The following is a 16157-nucleotide window of genomic DNA, read 5'->3' on the forward strand; positions in this document are numbered from 1 at the left end:
AGCTAGCGAAAGGTAAAGACAGCACTATACCGCCAGATGCCGCTTGACGTCATCACCATCCATCAATTCCTGGCCGCCATAGGCCACCACTTCACCGCGCGACAGCACAACAAAATGATCTGCCAGCTCACGGGCGAAATCGAAATACTGCTCGCACAGCAAGATGCCGATATCACCTCGCTCACGCAGCAGGCGGATGACGCGACCTATGTCCTTTATGATGGATGGTTGTATGCCCTCAGTAGGTTCATCCAGGATGATGAGCTTGGGTTCAGCCAATAAGGCGCGGGCAATGGCGAGTTGCTGTTGCTGGCCGCCAGATAGATCACCACCTCGCCTGTGCAACATTTCTTTCAATACGGGAAAAAGCTGATATACCTCATCCTTGATTTTGCCTGCCTTGCGTGCTGGCAGGCTGGCCATGCCCATGAGCAGGTTTTCTTCCACCGTAAGACGGGCAAAAATCTCGCGGCCTTGTGGCACATAAGCTATCCCGGCCCTGGCTCTGTCATGTGGAGAGAGCTTGTTGATGTCGCGACCTTCAAAAGTGACTGTGCCTTCAGTAACAGGCAAAACGCCCATCAGGCATTTCAGCAAGCTGGTCTTGCCGACACCATTACGGCCAAGCAAAGCCATGCACTCACCTTTTTTGAGTGACAGTGAAATGCCACGCAAGGTGTGGCTGGAACCGTAATGCTGATGTAGTTGTTTGACTTCAAGCATGCTTTGCTTTCATTAACGTCCCAGATAGACTTCAATCACGCGCTCATCTGCCTGTACCTGCGCCATTGTGCCCTCGGCAAGTACAGATCCCTCATGCAATACCGTGACTTTGCCCTGTTGGGCAATTTCAGTGACGAAACCCATATCATGTTCGACCACCATGATGGAATGCTTGCCACGCAGTTCATTGAGCAATTCAGCAGTGCGTGCAGTCTCGGCATCTGACATGCCAGCCACTGGTTCATCGAGCAAGATCAATTGTGGCTCCTGCATGAGTAGCATCCCTATCTCCAGCCACTGCTTTTGACCATGCGATAGCAAACCAGCCTGCCTTAGCTCTTGCCCATCCAGGCGTATCAATTGCAGGATGGCGGCGATCTTGTCTTTTTGTTCGCTGTTCAAGCGGGCAAACAGGGTGGTCTTGACGCGCTTGTCCATTTTCATGGCCAGTTCAAGATTCTCAAATACGCTATGTTGCTCAAAGACCGTGGGGCGCTGGAACTTGCGGCCTATCCCGGCATGGGCAATATCCACTTCGCTCATGCGCGTCAGGTCCATGGTCTGGCCAAAGAATGCAGTGCCAGATGTGGGCCTGGTTTTACCAGTGATCACATCCATCATCGTGGTTTTGCCAGCGCCATTGGGGCCGATGATGCAACGCAGTTCGCCCACCGAGATATCCAGGTTCAGATTATTGATAGCCTTGAAGCCATCAAATGACACCACAATATCTTCCAGATAGAGGATGGCGCCGTGGGTGGTGTCCACACCTTCCGGTTTGATGCGGCCATAAGACACGCCCTGGTCACCAGTAGCCCCCTCGTACTGCTGCCCTGGTCGCAAGACGCCACTCATCATATAAGAAGTCATGCTGGCTCCCGCTGTTTTTTGAACTTGCTCACCAGGCCCAATACGCCCTGCTGCATGAACAAGGTCACCAGTATGAACAGCAAGCCCAAGGCATACAGCCACAAATCAGGGAAAGCGGCAGTGAACCAGCTCTTCAGACCATTCACGGTAAAGGCACCAATAATAGGCCCCAGCAAAGTACCGCGTCCGCCTACTGCTGCCCAGATCACCATTTCTATGGAATTGGCTGGCGACATTTCAGACGGGTTGATGATGCCAACCTGAGGCACATACAAGGCACCGGCAATACCGCAAATTATGGCCGACAAGGTCCAGACAAACAGCTTGAACCACAAGGGGTTATAACCGATGAACATCAACCGCGATTCTGAATCACGTACAGCTTGCAGCACACGCCCTAACTTGGAAGTGACTATCCAGCGACACAGGAACAAAGCCGACAATAAGATCAGCAAGGTAATCAGGTACAAAGCTGCCTTGGTACCTGGCGCAGTGATAGTAAAACCCAGAATGCGCTTGAAGTCGGTAAAGCCATTATTGCCGCCAAAGCCCGTATTATTTCGGAAGAACAGCAGCATGAAGGCAAACGTCATGGCCTGGGTGATGATGGAGAAATACACACCTTTGATGCGTGAGCGAAAGGCAAAAAAACCAAAGATAAAAGCCAGTACCCCAGGCACCAGTACCACCAGCGCCATGCAATACCAGAAGCTGTCTGTCATGGACCAATACCAGGGATAGGTTTTCCAGTCCAGGAAAACCATGAAGTCTGGCAGATTGCTTTGATAGACACCGTCACGGCCTATGGCACGCATCAGGTACATGCCATGTGCATAGGCACCCAATGCAAAGAATACTCCATGTCCCAAGGACAAAATTCCGGTATAACCCCATACCAGATCAAGTGCCAGCGCAGCCAGGGCATAGCACATGAACTTGCCAACCAGAGCTATCGTGTAGCTGGAAATATGCAGGGCATGGTCAGCGGGAAAACTCAGGTTAAGGATAGGCAGCAATAATGCGATCACAGCACACACCAATATGCCTGTCCATGCAGGCTTGGAAAACAGCCCCTTTGCTGTTGCAATCGTCGTAGTCGCACTCATTCCACACTCCTGCCTTTGAGCGCAAACAAGCCTTGCGGTCTGCGTTGTATGAAAATGATGATGAATACCAGGATGACGATCTTGGCCATGACAGCACCTGCTACTGGCTCCAGAAATTTATTCACTTCGCCCAGGCCAAAAGCCGCAATCACGGTGCCAGCCAACTGCCCTACCCCGCCAAGCACCACGACCATGAAAGAATCGACGATATAGTTTTGCCCCAGGTCAGGGCCGACATTGCCCAATTGCGACAAGGCCACTCCCCCCAGACCTGCAATGCCAGAGCCCAAACCAAAAGTCAGCATGTCTATCTTGCCGGTTGCCACACCTACGCAATCAGCCATGCGGCGATTTTGTGTCACGGCACGTACGAATAAGCCCAGACGTGTCTTGTTCAGGATCAGCCAGACTGCCAGCACGACGAACAAGGCAAAGAAGATAATGATGATACGGTTATAAGACAGCACCAGCGAACCCAGCACTGTGATACCACCCGACATCCAGGAAGGATTCGCAACCTCGACATTTTGCGCACCAAAAATCGAACGCACTGCCTGCATCAAGATCAGGCTGATGCCCCAGGTGCACAACAGGGTTTCCAGCGGTCGACCATATAACCAGCGTATGACCGTTCTTTCCAGCAAAATACCAACGGCGGCAGAAACCAGGAAAGCCGCGGGCAGAGCCAGCAACAAATAAGCATCCACAGCACCAGGCACGAATTTTCGGAACAGCATCTGGCAGACATAGGTAGTGTAAGCACCTATCATCAGCAATTCGCCATGCGCCATATTGATGATGCCCATCAGGCCAAAGGTGATTGCCAGACCCAATGCAGCCAGCAACAGCACGCTGCCCAGCGATACTCCATAGAACAGATTACCGAAAAATTCCATGCGCGCCAGGCGGCCATCAATGGCATTCAGGGTATTGGCGGCTTCCAACCGTATGCTAGCATCGGCTTCGTTGTAACTGCCATCAGGATTTTGTGCGAGCATTTTTTGCAGCACAGGTTTTAAATTGGGGTTGGGGCTATCCAGCAAAGCCTTGACGGCAGCCTTGCGCACCACCGGGTCACTGGCCTGCAAATTGGCGGTGGCAATCAACATTTGCAGACGGGATTTGATTTCGCTATCATTTTCTTTCAGATAGGCTTTGTTCAGCAAGGGCAATTGTTCTGGCGTTGCTTCTTTTTCCAATGCAGTTGCTGCGACCAGGCGGGTATTTTTGTCCGGTGAAAATAATCTCAGGCCTGACAGCGCACTATCGAGTGCGGCACGCAGGCGGTTATTGATGGTGATTGCTTCTGCATCATCCGGCAGTTTTTGCATTTTCCCATTGCTAAGGTCTTTTGCCTGCTCACCATCGACCAGGTAAACAGCGACGTCCCTGGCAAACAATTGTTCATTTTTGAGTGCAGTCAATACTTCCACAGCCTCTTCATTGCCCAGGGCCGCAATGGAGTTGACGGCGGTAATACGTGCATCAGGATCTTCACCCGCCAGCGCCCGCAAGAGCTTGCCATCAATAGCCGCGTGCACTGTCAGGCTGAACACGAGCAAGATTATGCCCGCGCAGATTTTACGAAATATCATAGGCAACCAGGTCAGGGATGGAAAATCCGGAACAGTACTCAGGGCGAACATGCATATGCCCTGAGTATCTGCATCATTCCTTAAATATCACTCCTTGAATTACAGCTTTTGCTTACCTTCATTGCCCGGGATGAAAGGGCTCCATGGTTGCGCACGGATAGGTGTCTTGGTTTTGTAGACGACGCTGAACTGACCGTCAGCCTTGATCTCGCCTATCATGACTGGCTTGTGCAGGTGATGATTGGTTTTATCCATCGTCAATTCAAAACCGGATGGCGCCTTGAAAGTTTGCCCACCCATGGCGGCTATGACTTTATCAGTATCTGTGGATTTGGCTTTTTCAACGGCCTGCTTCCACATATACATGCCTACATAAGTCGCTTCCATAGGGTCATTGGTCACCACTGTCGCAGCATTAGGCAGTTTTTTGGCGACTGCATAGTCTTTCCATTTTTTGATGAATTCAGTATTCACCGGGTTTTTCACAGACTGAAAGTAATTCCAGGCTGCCAGGTGGCCGACCAGTGGCTTGGTGTCGACACCGCGCAACTCTTCTTCGCCAACAGAGAAGGCGACAACAGGTACATCCGTCGCCTTCAGGCCAGCATTGCCGAGTTCTTTATAGAATGGGACATTGGAGTCACCATTGATGGTAGAGATAACCGCAGTCTTGCCACCCGCAGCAAACTTCTTGATATTGGCAACGATAGTCTGGTAATCAGAATGGCCAAATGGGGTATAGACCTCATCGATGTCAGTATCCTTGACACCCTTGCTATGCAAGAAGGCGCGCAGGATTTTGTTGGTGGTGCGCGGGTACACATAATCTGTACCCAGCAAGACAAAGCGCTTGGCGCCGCCACCCTCTTTCGACATCAGGTATTCAGTCGCTGGAATAGCTTGCTGGTTAGGTGCAGCGCCAGTGTAGAAAACATTTTTCTCCAGCTCTTCACCTTCATATTGAACCGGATAAAACAGCAGGCTATTGAGTTCCTTGAAGACCGGCAAAACTGATTTACGCGACACCGATGTCCAGCAACCAAACACGACGGATACCTTGTCTTGCGATACCAGTTGGCGGGCTTTTTCTGCAAACAGCGGCCAGTTGGAGGCCGGATCAACGATCACCGCTTCCAATTTTTTGCCCATGACACCGCCCTTGGCATTGATTTCATCTATCGTCATCAGGGCCACATCTTTGAGCGATGTCTCCGAGATCGCCATAGTGCCAGACAGGGAATGCAGAATGCCGACCTTGATGGTATCGGCGGCTTGTGCTTGCGTGAGCCAGCCAGAAGCGGCCAGGGTCATTGCGGCAACAGCAGTTGCTTTCAAAACAGTACGACGTGACATGTTTTCTCCTGATAGTGGTGAGGTCATGGAAAGAAAAACCGAACTTCCACCAAGGCAGGTAGCAGATAACGTGCCAACTGTTAAAAACAAAAAAAACGAATCCCGCACGTAAGTAATTCAGTCGCTGCAAATCCGGTCTGGATAGATACGCAGGACGTCAGCCAAGACTTCAATAAGCGAAATTTACTAACTATTCCAGTGCATGTGAACTATGAAAACATCAGAAATAATTGACGAAAATGATGCAAAAATAACTTTAAAATATGCCAATTCCACTTTTCGGTGCGTTTGCGCGCTGAAATTGTGCAGAAAATAAGATCATTTTCTTTCGCATGGTTTTACCTGGAAACTAAGCAAAACAAAAAAAGTGCCAATTGAAAACATATCAAAAAGCAACAATCGATTCAAAAATAATTTTCTTTCATATGATGTAAGTCCATGTTTTATTGGACTTAATTCATAAGTTATTAGTAAAAATATGGAATTTTCAGGATATTTATCCGGGGCAGAGCTAAAACATATAAAACCTGATTGAAAAAAATAGCACTTTACATACTTGTTGCTCTAATATGTAGATATAAGGGAATTTTAAAAAAAGCAATATTTCTATTGGTTTTTTCCTAATGGTGGTCATGGTGAATCAATTTGATGAATTCAGTGTTCTACCGGCGGCTAATGCCGCCCCACAGCCCGCCTCGGTCGTAGGCATTTCCACGGATGCCAGGCTGCAATACCTGATCGACAATACCCCAGCCATCATCTATAGCAGCGTACCTACGGGTGATTTCAAAATGACTTTTGTCAGTAACAATGCCTTGCATGTGCTTGGCTACCATCCTGATGAAATGGTTGCTGACCCTAATTTTTGGTTTGAGCATATACACCCTAGTGATGTACCTGAGATTTTCTCCAGCATTGCCAAATTGTTTACCGAAGGTGAAAGAACCTACGAATATCGCTTCATGAGCCGCAGCGGCCAGTATGTATGGATGCACGACATGCTGAGGCTGATACGCGACAAGGATGGCAATCCTGTTGAAGTTGTGGGTTCATTGACCGACATCACCAAACGCAAGGAGATGGAAGCAGCTCTGTTCAAGAAAGGTGAAGAACAGCAGCTTTTAATAAAAAAACTGCAAGAAGCTCACGAACAGTTATTGCAATCAGAAAAAATGGCTTCAGTCGGCCAACTAGCCGCTGGTATCGCTCATGAAATTAATAATCCCATAGGTTTTATCAATTCAAATATCGGTAGTTTGCAAAACTACGTAGAAAAATTATTTGAAGTCATCAATCAGTATGAGGATTTAATACAGCAACAGTCCCCGCCAGCTGCCGTCAGCAAAATGGACGAATTAAAAGAAAAGGCGGACCTGGAATTTTTAAAGGAAGACATACAGGACCTGGTGCGCGAATCCATGGATGGACTCAAACGCGTGAAAGATATCGTGCAGTCTCTGAAGGATTTTTCCCATGTCGGCGAAACAGACTGGCAGGAAGCTGATTTGCACCAGGGAATAGACAGCACCCTGAACATCGTCAAAAACGAGATCAAATACAAAGCCAATGTTGTCAAAGAATATGGCCAGGTTCCTTTGGTGAAATGCATTATTTCCCAGGTCAATCAGGTTGTCATGAACTTGTTGGTTAATGCCTCACATGCCATCAAAGAAAACGGCATGATCAAAATCAGCACAGGGTGCGAGAAAGACATGGCATGGATCAAGGTATTGGATACTGGTTCTGGCATCCCGCAAGAAAACCTGAATCGCATCTTCGAACCTTTTTTTACGACCAAACCCGTAGGTAGTGGCACTGGCCTGGGTTTATCGCTTTCCTACGGCATCATCAAAAAACATGGCGGACGCATAGATGTACAAAGCGTCATGGGAAAAGGCACGTGCTTCACCGTCTGGCTACCTTTGCACCAGACAAATGCATCGACTGAGTCATGATACTGCTCTCTATCACTCAGCAGAGTCACCTACAACATATTGAAGTCCAGACAGGGCTATCGCCATGAATACGATAGAACACGACAGTATCGATATAGAAGCTGAGCTCAATGTCGCCATTGATACCAATGCATTGCATTTGCACTATCAACCTACCGTTGATTTGCAGACAGGGCATGTGGTTGGAGCAGAAGCCTTGTTACGCTGGCAGCACCCGATTCACGGCAGGATCCCGCCTGCAGTACTGATCCCGGTTGCCGAAAAATCTGATCTCATCGTGCGCCTGGGCGAATGGATTATCAAGCAGGTGTGCAAGGATATCGCCCAGTGGAATTTGGCCGGACTGCATCCACCCTGTATTGCCATTAATATTTCCCCCATACAATTGCAAAGTAATGACTTTAACAATCGACTCTCTGGAATACTGGAAAGTATGGCTGTCACGCCAGATAAAGTATCGCTGGAAATAACAGAACAAATACTGATGTATCGTAGCGATAGCATAGATAAGGTATTCAGCGACTTCAAAAAACAAGGGTTTACTCTGTCACTGGATGACTTCGGCACCGGTTATTCAGCCCTGAGCTATCTAAAGCATTACCCGTTTGACTATGTCAAGATTGATCAGTCTTTTGTTCAGGAATTACCTCACAATCTTGACGATGCTTCCATTACCAGAGCAGTAATATCCATGGCTCACAGTCTGGGCATCAAAGTCATTGCCGAAGGAGTCGAAACCGAGGCCCAATGCAAATTTCTGAGTGACAATATGTGTGATCAGATACAGGGACATTTCTTCGCAAAACCCCTGGACTCAGAGCACATGCAAGTTTTTCTCCAAGAAAACCCCATTCTGGACAAGCATTTGCTGCGTTTAGGCAAACCTGATCGTACCCTGCTCCTTGTCGATGATGAACCCAATATACTGAGTGCCCTCAAGCGTCTGTTACGCAGGGACGAATACCGCATACTGACCGCTGGTGGTGGTCATGAAGGTTTGGAAATCCTTGAAAAAAACAGGGTCGATGTCATTATTTCCGACCAGAGAATGCCAATAATGACGGGTGTAGACTTTCTACGGAATGCCAAGAAAAATTACCCTGATACGGTTCGCATCATCTTGTCCGGCTATACCGAACTACAATACATCACAGATGCCATCAATGAAGGAGCCATCTATAAATTCCTGACCAAGCCATGGGACGATGAGCTGATACGCGCGAATATACGGGAAGCATTTCACTATAAGGAAATGGAAGATGAAAACCGGCGGCTGACCTTGCAAGTTCAAACGACAAATCAGGAACTGATCAGTGCCAATAAACTATTGGCTGAAATGCTGGAACAAAAACAAAAACAAATCAGCCGTGATGAACTTAGCTTGAGCATCGTACGCGAAGTTTTGCAATACGTGCCCTTGCCCATTATTGCAGTGGATGATGAAGACATGGTGGTTTTCATCAACAATTCTGCTGAAAAAATTATTCCGCCATCAAGACTGGAACTGGGTTGTCAGATCGAATACATGATACCGGATGCTGGCCCGGGAATCCGCGAATTTTCTGAAGGACTATGGTTTCCCGTTCAGGTACACGGCCAACTTTACAATGCGCAGTGGAAAAACCTGGGAGGAAAACATAAGTCAACAGGAAAAATAGTCATGCTTATGGATGATCGTAATCGCCATTAAAAAGAGGGAAACAGCACATTAAACATCAGTCACAGATCAGGGCAAAATAAAAGAGTTTTTGCATTATCGGAGACCAGGTAAAACAATGAACAAAGAATTTCCCTTGTCAGGAAGTGGTGATCTGCCTGCATCTGCAACCCCGGTTCCAGATGCTCACATCCCTGTCTTTCATGTAGAACAAGACAAAGTGAAAGCTGATGCCCCTCTGCTCAACAAGATGGGCATAGAACTCGCACAGTTTCTTGATAGTAGTCCGGTACCAACCTTCGTCATTGATTCCAATCACGTCATCACCCATTGGAACAAGGCTTGTGAATTTGTTCTTGGCTACTCTGCAGCCAGCATGATCTCAACCCGCAATCAGTGGAAACCTTTTTACCGCGATAACCGGCCTGTGTTGGCTGACCTGGTGTTATCAGGTCACGATGATATTGTGGTACACAAGTTTTACCATAATAAATTCTCGCAATCCCAATTGATACACGGTGCTTATGAAGCTATCGATTTCTTTCCTGACTTGCATGAACACGGTCTGTGGTTGCACTTTACGGCAGCACCGCTGTACAACAATGAAGGAAAAATTGTCGGCGCAATGGAAACCCTGGAAGATATTACCGAGCGCCGCGATGCAGAGAACGCTTTGCGGCAAGCCCATAGCAATCTGGAAAACCTGATAAAAAAACGTACCCTGCAACTGGCTGAAACCAATAACCGTCTGGAGGCGGATATCAAGCAAAGAGAAGCCATGGAAAGCGAGCTTTTGCGCAGGAATACGGAATTGACAGAGCTCAATGCCAAATTATCAATGGCACAGGAACAGTTGCTACAATCAGAGAAACTTGCGTCCATAGGCCAGCTTGCCGCAGGTGTGGCGCATGAGATCAATAATCCCATAGGTTATATATTTTCTAATTTTACTACCCTGGAAAACTATATTAAAGATTTGTTTGCCATCATCCATGTCTATGAATCCTCTGAGCAGCATATAGCTTCTGCCAGCATTAAAAACGAGTTGACTGAAATCAAGGAGAAAAAAGAGTTATCTTTTCTCAAAGAAGACATTCCCGAACTGGTTCAGCAATCGCGTGAAGGTATAGAAAGAGTACGCAAAATAGTCCAGGACTTGAAAGATTTTTCCAGAGTAGATTCGCAACAGGAATGGCAATGGGCAAACATTCATCAGGGCATAGATTCGACTCTTAATATCGTCAATAACGAGATCAAGTACAAGGCTGAAGTGATCAAGGAATATGGCAAAATTCCCGATGTCGAATGTCTGGCATCACAAATCAATCAAGTAGTCATGAACCTGGTGGTCAATGCTTCCCATGCCATCACCGCAGAACGCGGCCAGATCACCATACGCACCAGTTGTGATGACACCCATGTTTTTATTGAAGTTGCCGATAACGGCAGTGGCATCCCAAAAGAAATTATCAATCGGATTTTTGACCCCTTCTTCACCACCAAATCGATAGGCAAAGGCACGGGTTTGGGACTTTCCCTGTCTTATGGCATCATACAAAAACACCACGGAAAAATCACAGTCAATAGCGAAATTGATAAAGGAACCAGTTTTCTCATCAGCTTGCCCATTAAACACATCGACCAAACACTAGCTGATAGCGGTGAAAATCAATGAATGAAGAGTCAGTATCAGAAGCAATGCCCGTATTGCTCTTCGTTGACGACGAGCCGAATATCCTTTCCTCGTTGCGCAGGCTATTCAGACAGCACTCTTATAAGATATTCATTGCCAATGGTGGCCAGGAAGGCCTGGAGATACTGGAAAAAGAGACGATTGACCTGGTTATTTCCGACATGCGTATGCCAGTCATGGATGGTGCGGTATTTTTAACGCATGTGAAAGCCAGATGGCCAGACACCATACGTCTGTTGTTGACAGGTTATGCCGACATACAATCGACGATTGATGCTATCAACCGTGGCGAAATCTACCGCTATATTACCAAGCCCTGGAACGACAATGACATTGTGCTGGTCGTCAAACAAGCGCTGGAACGCAAGTCGCTGGAGATAGAGAAAAAACGGCTGGAAGAATTAACCCAGCGTCAGAACGAAGAACTTAAGTCCCTGAATGCCAGCCTTGAAATCAAGGTGGATGAACGCACCGCAGACCTGAAAAAAGCCCATGCATCCCTGCTACACGCCAACGATAAATTAAAAAGCAATTTTCTGACATCGATCAAGGTTTTTTCCAATGTCGTCGAAATGCGCGGCGATAAACTAGTCGGGCATTCACGGCGCGTGGCCGATTTATCCAGAAAAATTGCAAAAAAACTTAATCTTGATACACGCGAAGCACAAGAAATCTTTGTAGCGGCTTTGTTGGCTGACATAGGTAAAATAGGTTTTTCAGATGAATTATTAGCAACACCCGTCAATCAGATGAATGGCGAGCAATTAGGTCATTTCCATAAACACACCCTGCGCGCCGAGCAGTTATTGATGCCACTGCAAGATTTGCAAGGCGCTGCAAGGATCATACGTGCGCAGCATGAACGCTTTGATGGCCGGGGCTTCCCTGACGGTCTGGTCGGTGAGAATATCCCCATAGGTGCGCGAATATTGTCACTGGCAAGTGATTATGACAATCTGCAAAACGGCAGCCTGGTTCAAAAACGCGTGCATATGGAAGATGCCCAGGCACTGATCATACGTGGCGCTGGCAATCGCTATGATGAAAAGGTCGTTGCTGCTTTCAAGCAAATCATCAGTAATCAGGCGGATGATATTGATGATAGAGAAATTACCATAGCGCAATTACAGCCTGGCATGATACTTTCTGCAGATATTATTTCCAAAGAGGGTATGCTGCTCTTACCGGCTGACTATGTCCTAGACCAGCACGTAATCGATAAATTGACGTTGTTCGAGCACCCTGCGGGTGCTAAATTGATCATACGTGTACACAGTAACAGGAGAAAATGATGTACAAAATCTTATTGCTCGATGACGAACAGAATGTTTTGCTAGCACTGCAAAGAAGCTTGAAGAGTGTCGCAAAAGAGATGGAAATGACAATGGAATTGTTTAACTCTCCTCAGGAAGCGATAAAGCGCCTTAGCAATACAGCTTTCGACTTTATCATCTCTGATTACCATATGCCGGGCATGAATGGCATACAGTTCTTGTCCATTGCCAAAGAAATGCAGCCCCATGCAATACGCCTCATGCTCAGTGCCTCTGCCGAATTCAAGACCATATTGGGTGCCATCAATGATGCAGAAGTGTTTCGCTACATAGCAAAACCCTGGAATCAGGACGAATTACTGGAAACCATACAACTGGCAGCAGCACGTCGCCAGCAAATCATGGAAGACCAAACACTGGCAGACGAATTGCGCCTGCAGCGTGGCGTGATAACGCCGCAGGAACATGAGTTGAAGAGACTGGAAGAAACCGAGCCAGGGATCACCAAGGTAAAATGGGGGCCGGATGGCTCGGTATTACTGGATTAACTCAAGCGCCATTTCGTCGCAAGGGGACATAAGCTACTTGCACATCCCCTTAAAATTCTGAATCTGCAGATTTATAGTGTTTTAACCGGGATGCACAATAGACAAGAAAACATTCCTGTCTGTGGGTCCAGCGCAGAATTTGGCAAAAACTGCTCAAAACAGGGTCTGTCGTCACATTGCATGCCACTGGCTGGCAAGTATTCGCGCATCAACTCCATCCATGCATCATTTACAGCTGTCACAGGTCCATTGAATTTGGCAACTGCATAAGCACCACCGGGTAGTGTTTTGACATTTGCCTGAGTGCCGGACACGAAATTCTCGGAGACAGTGACACATGCATCATAGCGACATTTATTACTGGCAGTGACGCTGGGGTCATCATGACCTATGCCATAGCAGATTTGATCTTGCAAGCCATGTACTTGCATCCATGGCGCGACTTTACTGCGCCAGAACTCTGTGACGCCGGGCCCATAAGGACCTATATAACGTTGATAAGCAACGCGTACTGCCGGTAATTGAACAATATTTACTTCCATAAGATACTTTCGAAGTGGTTGATGAGAGCCACCATCTTCGCAAATACCGTTCACGTTTACCTGATCAGGATTGCTGAGTATCTGACTCAGATTGCTGTCTTGTTTTGCCCGCCTTTCATAAACAACACGCACCTGTGCCAATCTGCGCTCATCACTATCGGCACGCCATTGACTGGGAGTACAGTCAAACCGGATCTTGAATGCACGGGCGAATGCTTCGCCAGAAGCAAAGCCGCATGCCAGTGCGATATCCAGTATTGATGCCTGCAGATCACAGGACAAACGCCAGGCCGCAGTTTCCAGGCGTCGCCGACGCAGGTAATCACCCAGCGTTTCTCCCATCCAGGCAGCAAATATCCTGTGAAAGTGAAAGCGCGAAAAATGCGCTATTTCGGCCAGTTGCCCCAACTCCAGGGAGGCATCCAGATGCTGGTCTATATGATCGAGAACACGGTTCAAGCGTCTGGCGTATTCCGTCTGATAAACATGGGCATTAAGCTTGGAATCAGTTTGAGATTGTGATGTGGGGAATGCGTTCATGCTTTGATTTCTGATGTGAACCGCAGAATATCGTTGACGACTTCATCTGCTTTCGTCTGCAATAAAAAATGTGGCGCGTCATATTTGCATGTTTCCATTTCATGCAATTGCCCGTGGATATCTGCGTGGGCAGATACTGGCACCAGCCGGTCCCTGGTAGCTTGCAGATAAAGTACCGGCACTTTGATGGCTTTGAGTTTTTCTCTGACATCACAACTCAGTACTGCATGCAGGCGCGCCTTCAAACTGGCTGGGTTGACCAGTGCCAAAGCGTCTGCCAATTGCCTGCGCAATTCTTTGCTGGAAAAACGCCCCAACAGCAAATGGCTAAGTACGCTCAATGGTGCCAGTCTGGTTGGCAAATAAGGCAACGCATATTTGGAAACTGTCAGCAAAGGATAAGGATTGCGTGCAAACGTCGCGCACAGTATCAAGGCCTTCAGGCGAATTGGCTGGGTAGCAGCGATGGATATGGCGATAGGACCTGAGAACGATTCACCCAGCAAGACATAGTCTTCATCCGCCGGCAATTGAGCCTGAACCAGTGCTTCCAGCTCTGTATAGCCTAGCACCTGATCTACCGGATAAGTCAGTACCAGTAACCTGCAATTACCATTCAATGCCTTATACAGAGGCTCATAGAGTGTGCCTGTACCATCCATGCCAGGCAAGAGAACTAGTGTCGTCATGCTGACAATGATAACAGGCCAGACACTACCATGCGGCATCAGTGCATTTTGGGATACCCGGTGATTTGCTGTATCTCTTTATACAAAGGCTGCAAGCGGGCGTACATTTTTTGATAGACGCGATGATACAGCTCATTGTAGATCTGGTGATGGTGAGCGATAGGCTCAAAAGTCTTGCCTATGCGCGTCATCTCTTTGATGGCCACATCAAAACTGGGATGTAAGCCCAGCCCCACTGCCGCATCAATCGCGGCACCCAGTCCAGATGTTTCATAAATATGAGGGCGTGAAGTCGGCAGGCCAAAAATATCTGCGGTCAATTGCATGGCAGCGTCACTTTGTGAACCACCGCCAGAAATACGCAATTCTGTGATTGCTACACCGCTACGCTTTTCTATGCGCTCTTTACCTTCACGCAGGGCGTAAGCCAGTCCTTCCAGAATAGCGCGGTACATATGTGCACGCGTATGCACGTCACCGAAACCAATAATAGCTCCCTTGGCTTCGGCTCCTGGTACCTTGATACCCGGCGTCCAGTAAGGTTGCAGCATCAGGCCCATGGAGCCTGGCGGTACAGCATTCACCAGTTCATCAAACAAAGCCTCTGGCAACACACCCTGCTCTGCTGCCTGCAGTTTTTCATGATGTCCAAATTGCTCCTTGAACCAGTTCACCATCCAGTAACCACGGAATATCTGTACCTCGGTACTATATGAATTGGGGATCGCTGCTGGATAAGGTGGTATGAAGGGTGTCACTTCCAGATATTTTTTGCTGGTGGTATTGATGGTGGCAGTCGTGCCATAACTAAGGCAGCCGATGTTAGGCTGCTGGCAGCCAGCTCCTATCACTTCACAAGCCTTGTCCGCCGCTGCGGCCAGCAAAGGTGTGCCAGCCAGTAAACCCGTCGCTGCTTCAGCCGCCTGGTTGATATGTCCCATCACCGTGCCGGGCGGCACTAGTTCTGGCAAGGATTCTGCCTTTACCGCCAAAGCCTGCCATTTCCAGTCCAGCTTGCCTGCCCATTTCAGGCCCTTGTAATCAAAGGGCAAATAACCTACTTGCGAACCTATGGAGTCGATGAAATTACCACACAGGCGATAGTTCAGATAGCCAGATAACATCAGGTATTTATCCGTTTTGTCCCAGATATCTGGCTGATGCGCCTTGATCCAGTTGGCTTCTGCCTCACCACGAAAGAAATTGATGGTGCTGGCGACACCCGCCAGTTTGAATGCTGTCATCCACAAGGGGTTAACCGGTGGGACTATGTCGGTACGCCTTTGATCCAGCCAGGTGATAGCTGGGCGCAGGGGTAAGCCCTGTTTGTCCAGATTAATCATGGTGCCGCGCTGCGTGGTCACGGCAACACCGTGTACCGTAGCAGGTGAAATCCCCTGTTCATTCCACAACCGCTGGCATGCCGTGCACACTGCTTGCCAATAATCTTCAGGATGGTGTTCGGCCCAACCAGGCTGATCTGAAAAATAAGCTTCCAGATGCACCTGGGATTTGGCGACAATATTGCCGTGCAAATCAAACAGGATAGCCCTGACGCTTTGGGTGCCGTTGTCTATGGAGAGGATATATTGTTTGGACATGATTTTTATTG

General features: G+C 48.0%; 13 protein-coding genes. 5 read left to right on the top strand and 8 right to left on the bottom strand.

The annotated features are described in order from the left end of the window. Positions 1-24: 24 nt before the first annotated feature. From urtE to urtA, 5 genes are all read right to left on the bottom strand, one after another. On the bottom strand, positions 25-723 hold the full coding sequence (gene urtE / locus AC3WQT_RS13745) for an urea ABC transporter ATP-binding subunit UrtE (protein ID WP_422640600.1): 699 nt from the start codon (positions 721-723) through the stop codon (positions 25-27). Positions 724-735: 12 nt separating this feature from the next. Next, positions 736-1578, bottom strand: a complete 843-nt coding sequence (gene urtD, locus AC3WQT_RS13750) for an urea ABC transporter ATP-binding protein UrtD (RefSeq protein ID WP_492704575.1) — start codon at positions 1576-1578, stop codon at positions 736-738. 11 nt (positions 1579-1589) lie between these two features. Next, entirely contained in the window at positions 1590-2699 is a 1110-nt protein-coding gene (gene urtC / locus AC3WQT_RS13755) for an urea ABC transporter permease subunit UrtC (RefSeq protein WP_492704517.1), read from the bottom strand. Further along, entirely contained in the window at positions 2696-4294 is a 1599-nt protein-coding gene (gene urtB / locus AC3WQT_RS13760) for an urea ABC transporter permease subunit UrtB (protein WP_492704576.1), read from the bottom strand. The genes urtC and urtB overlap by 4 nt, the downstream gene beginning before the upstream one ends. 99 nt (positions 4295-4393) lie before the next feature. Then, complete coding sequence (urtA, locus tag AC3WQT_RS13765; protein WP_423032630.1) at positions 4394-5647, bottom strand: urea ABC transporter substrate-binding protein; 1254 nt, start codon at positions 5645-5647, stop codon at positions 4394-4396. Positions 5648-6279: 632 nt separating this feature from the next. Between urtA and AC3WQT_RS13770 the strand changes: the two genes are divergently transcribed. The 5 genes from AC3WQT_RS13770 (at position 6280) to AC3WQT_RS13790 (ending at position 12774) form a co-directional block, all read left to right on the top strand. Continuing rightward, positions 6280-7602, top strand: a complete 1323-nt coding sequence (locus tag AC3WQT_RS13770; RefSeq protein WP_492704518.1) for an ATP-binding protein — start codon at positions 6280-6282, stop codon at positions 7600-7602. Positions 7603-7666: 64 nt separating this feature from the next. Beyond that, positions 7667-9292 (top strand): EAL domain-containing protein, encoded by a 1626-nt coding sequence (locus AC3WQT_RS13775; RefSeq protein WP_492704519.1) that lies wholly within the window; start codon positions 7667-7669, stop codon positions 9290-9292. A gap of 85 nt (positions 9293-9377) precedes the next feature. After that, the gene (locus AC3WQT_RS13780; protein WP_492704520.1) at positions 9378-10934 is read left to right on the top strand and encodes an ATP-binding protein; all 1557 of its coding nucleotides are present in this window, start codon (positions 9378-9380) and stop codon (positions 10932-10934) included. Next, positions 10931-12244, top strand: a complete 1314-nt coding sequence (gene nosR / locus AC3WQT_RS13785; protein WP_492704521.1) for a response regulator c-di-GMP phosphodiesterase, NosR family — start codon at positions 10931-10933, stop codon at positions 12242-12244. The genes AC3WQT_RS13780 and nosR overlap by 4 nt, the downstream gene beginning before the upstream one ends. Then, entirely contained in the window at positions 12241-12774 is a 534-nt protein-coding gene (locus tag AC3WQT_RS13790; protein ID WP_492704522.1) for a response regulator, read from the top strand. Before nosR ends, AC3WQT_RS13790 begins: the two co-directional genes overlap by 4 nt. 71 nt (positions 12775-12845) lie before the next feature. Here the strand turns inward: AC3WQT_RS13790 and AC3WQT_RS13795 are convergent, their stop codons facing one another. The 3 genes from AC3WQT_RS13795 to AC3WQT_RS13805 are packed head-to-tail and all read right to left on the bottom strand — an operon-like array spanning position 12846 to position 16146. Next, positions 12846-13856, bottom strand: a complete 1011-nt coding sequence (locus AC3WQT_RS13795; protein ID WP_492704523.1) for an AraC family transcriptional regulator — start codon at positions 13854-13856, stop codon at positions 12846-12848. Further along, positions 13853-14545: an alpha/beta fold hydrolase gene (locus tag AC3WQT_RS13800; RefSeq protein ID WP_492704524.1), complete on the bottom strand. Its 693-nt coding sequence runs from the start codon at positions 14543-14545 to the stop codon at positions 13853-13855. The genes AC3WQT_RS13795 and AC3WQT_RS13800 overlap by 4 nt, the downstream gene beginning before the upstream one ends. A 38-nt stretch (positions 14546-14583) precedes the next feature. After that, positions 14584-16146 carry an FGGY-family carbohydrate kinase gene (locus tag AC3WQT_RS13805; RefSeq protein ID WP_492704525.1) on the bottom strand — a complete coding sequence of 521 codons (1563 nt, stop codon included), beginning with the start codon at positions 16144-16146 and terminating at the stop codon, positions 14584-14586. Positions 16147-16157: the final 11 nt, after the last annotated feature.

Source organism: Undibacterium sp. FW305-107 (assembly GCF_058788535.1).